This window comes from Burkholderia sp. Ac-20344 (genome assembly GCF_017104975.1).
Taxonomy (GTDB): Bacteria; Pseudomonadota; Gammaproteobacteria; order Burkholderiales; family Burkholderiaceae; genus Burkholderia.
The window spans coordinates 1-3,515 of sequence record NZ_JAAGPP010000297.1 but is presented as its reverse complement, the minus strand read 5'-3'; the positions used below and the strand labels follow the sequence as shown (position 1 = coordinate 3,515).

Annotated in this window: 3 protein-coding genes and 1 pseudogene; all 4 read right to left on the bottom strand. The window is 69.4% G+C overall.

Annotated features, from left to right (window positions below):
• Positions 1–245 (bottom strand): annotated as a pseudogene (locus G3N64_RS38460) (flagellum-specific ATP synthase FliI); the annotation flags it as partial.
• Positions 239–922 carry a flagellar assembly protein FliH gene (gene fliH / locus G3N64_RS38455; RefSeq protein ID WP_205788803.1) on the bottom strand — a complete coding sequence of 228 codons (684 nt, stop codon included), beginning with the start codon at positions 920–922 and terminating at the stop codon, positions 239–241. The pseudogene G3N64_RS38460 and the gene fliH, both read right to left, overlap by 7 nt.
• The gene (fliG, locus tag G3N64_RS38450; RefSeq protein ID WP_205788802.1) at positions 915–1,910 is read right to left on the bottom strand and encodes a flagellar motor switch protein FliG; all 996 of its coding nucleotides are present in this window, start codon (positions 1,908–1,910) and stop codon (positions 915–917) included. The genes fliH and fliG overlap by 8 nt, the downstream gene beginning before the upstream one ends.
• A partial coding sequence (gene fliF, locus G3N64_RS38445) for a flagellar basal-body MS-ring/collar protein FliF (protein WP_205788801.1) occupies positions 1,900–3,515 on the bottom strand: 1,616 nt, incomplete at its 5' end. The genes fliG and fliF, both read right to left, overlap by 11 nt.

Genomic DNA, 3,515 nt, shown 5'->3' with positions numbered 1-3,515 from the left:
AGCGGCAGCGCGCGGTGGCTGCGCGTGGCGAGCCCGTTCAGGTGGGTGCGCCAGTGCGCGAGATGCGGGTTGTGCGGTGCGCGCAGCGTGGCGCCGGAGGCGTCGGCCGTTGCAGCGGCGCCGTGCGGGTATCCGTCTCGTGCGGGTTCGTGCGCGGCGTCCGGGCCGAACGATGCGAGCGCGAGTTCGCGTTCGAGCGGCGTCATGCCGTCGTACAGGATCGACTCGGGCGTGGGCGTCACCATGCGCTCACCTTGCCGATCGCGGCGGCGACGCGCTGCCAGCGCGTGGGCAGCGTCGCGTCGACCTCGCCGGTCGCGGCGTGCGCGCGGCAGCCGCCGCGATCGATCGACGCGTCGGTGCGCACGTTCCAGCCGAGCGTGTCGAGATCGTCCTGCAGATAGGCTTCGACGACGGGCAGGTCGGCCGGATTCACCGCGAGATGCGGCGCGCCGGACAGCGCGGGTTCGGCCGCGAGCACGTCGCGCACGGCAGCCACCAGCGCGGCCGGGTCGTGCTTCACGTGCTGGCGTACGACCTGCTGCGCGATGTCGAGCGCGAGCTGGGCGAGGTCGGATGCAAGATCGTGCTCGACGGTCGACACGGCCTCGCGGAATGACGCGGCGAGCGCCGCGAGCTGCGCGGCCTGTTCGCGCGCGTCGGCCTGGCCGGCTTCGAAACCCTGTTCGCGGCCCTGCTCGAAACCGGCCCGGTAGCCGAGCGCCTGGCCTTCGACGTGGCCGGCCGCATGGCCTTCGGCGTGCGCGGCGTCGCGCACGCGCTGCAGTTCCTCGGCGAGCGCGGCGGCGGCCGCTGCCGCGTCGTCGGGCGGTGGCGGCGGCGGCGGCGGGTCGAACGACGCCATCTCCCACCGCTGGTACGCGGTGAGGGTGCCCGCGCGATCGCTCGCCGAATCAGACATACGCGTCTTCCGCCTTGCCGCCGATCGCGATTGCGCCGCTCTCGGCCAGGTTGCGCACGATCTGCAGGATGCGGCGCTGCTGCGTCTCGACGTCGGACACGCGCACCGGGCCGCGCGCGTCGAGATCCTCGGCGAGCAGTTCGGCCGCGCGCTGCGACATGTTCGCGAGGAACTTCTGGCGCAGTGCCGGCGGCGCGCCCTTCAGCGCGATGATCAGCGTTTCCGACTCGACTTCCTTGAGCACCATCTGGATCGCGCGGTCCTCGAGGTCGAGCAGGTTCTCGAACACGAACATCTGGTCGATGATCTTCTGCGCGAGTTCGGCGTCGTACTGGCGCACGCTTTCGAGCACGCCTTCCTCATGCACGCTGGTCATGAAGTTCAGGATCTCGGCCGCGGTGCGGATGCCGCCCATCGGGCTGCGCTTCAGGTTGTCGCTGCCGGACAGCAGGCCCGTCAGCACGTCGTCGAGTTCTCGCAGCGCGGCCGGCTGGATGCCGTCGAGCGTCGCGATCCGCAGGATCACGTCGTTGCGCAGCCGCTCGGTGAAGCACGACGCGATCTCGGACGCCTGGTCGCGGTCGAGGTGCACGAGGATCGTCGCGATGATCTGCGGATGCTCGTTCTTGATCAGTTCGGCCACGGCGGCCGAGTCCATCCACTTCAGGCCTTCGATGCCGCTCGTGTCGCTGCCCTGCAGGATGCGGTCGATCAGCACGCCGGCCTTGTCCTCGCCGAGCGCCTTGGTCAGCACCGAGCGGATGTAGTCGCTCGAATCGAGCGACAGCGCGGTGTGCTGCTCCGCTTCCTTCGTGAATTCCTGCAGCACCTCCTCGACCTGCTCGCGCGTGACGTTCTTCAGCGCGGCCATCGCGGCGCCGATCTTCTGGACCTCGCGCGGCGCGAGGAACTTGAATACCTGCGCGGCCTCTTCCTCGCCGATCGACATCAGCAGGAGCGCGCTCTTGGTCAAGCCTTCAGCGTTCATCGGACACCCAGTTCTTCACGACGGTGGCGACGATCTTCGGATCCTGGCGGGCGATCGTGCGCGCGTAGTCGAGGTTGCGTTCGTAACGGTTCTTTTCGCTCTCGAAGCCGAGCAGCAGCGAGTCGGACTCCTCGGCCTTCTCCGGCGCCGGCAGGCCGTCGAGCACGACCGGATCTTCCGGTGCCGCGAGCGCCGGCGCGGCCGGCTCGGGCGGCGGGAACGCGCGGCGCATCGCCGGGCGCACGAACATGAAGTAGAGCGCCGCCGCGGCCGCCGCGATGCCGAGCCACTTCGCCGCTTCCTTCGCCATCGCGATCATGTCGGGCTGGCGCCACCACGGCAGGTCGGCGTACGGGTCGCTCGCGGTCGAGAACGCGCTGTTCACGACGTTCACCGAGTCGCCGCGCTTCTCGTCGTAGCCCATCGCGTCCTTCACGAGCTGTTCGACCTGCGCGAGCTTCGCGGGCGGCAGCGGCTGCATCGTCACGTGGCCCTTCGCGTCGGCGACCGGCTGGTAGTTGACGACGACCGCGACCGACAGCCGCTTCACGCTGCCCATCGGCTGCTCGAGATGGCGGATCGTCTTGTCGACTTCGTAGTTGGTCGTCTGGTCCTTGCGGTCGCTCACCGGCGTCGTCTGCGGCGCGTTCTGGCCGTTGCCGGCGACGATCGGCGCGGACGCCGGCTGCGGCGGCGTGTTCGACAGCGCGCCCGGCACGCCCGACGCGCCGCCCTGCGCGAGTTCGGTCGCGCTGCTGGTCTGCTGGCTGCGGATCGCGGCCTGCTGCGGCGTGCCGTTCGGGGCGTAGCTTTCCGACGTCTGCTCGAGCTTCGAGAAATCGAGGTCCGCGCTGACCTGCGAGCGCGCGTTGCCCGCGCCGAAGATCGGCGCGAGGATCGCGTCGATGCGCTTCTGCGTGTTGTGCTCGACCTGCTGCACGTACTTGAGCTGGCTCGCGTCGAGACCGGATGCCGAGGCAGTCTGGGTCAGCAGGTTGCCGTCCTGGTCGACGATCGTCACGTTCTTCGCGGGCATGTCGGGCACGCCGGACGACACCATCCGCGTGATCGCCTGGACCTGGCCCTCGTCGAGCACGCGGCCCGGGTAGAGGTCGACGAACACCGACGCGCTCGGCGCTTCCTTGTCGCGCACGAACACCGACGGCTTCGGGATCGCGAGATGCACGCGCGCGCCGCGCACGGCGTTGATCGATTCGATGGTGCGCTGCAGCTCGCCTTCGAGCGCGCGCTGGTAGTTGATCTGTTCGGCAAACTGGCTGATGCCGAATTTCTGGTTGTCCATCAGCTCGAAGCCGACCGAGCCGCCCTTCGGCAGGCCCATCGCGGCGAGCTTCAGGCGCGTTTCATGCACCTGGTTCGACGGCACGAGGATCGCGCCGCCGGCATCGGCGAACTTGTAGGGAACGTTTGCCTGCTGGAGCGCGGCAATGATCGCGCCGCCGTCGCGATCCGACAGGTTGCTGTACAGCACGCGGTAGTCGGGCGCGCGGCTCCACAGTACGAGCGCGGTGATCACGGCGACCGCGAACGCGACGGCGATCAGGAACGGCAGCTTCGGGTTGCCCTTCATCCGGGAGATGCCGG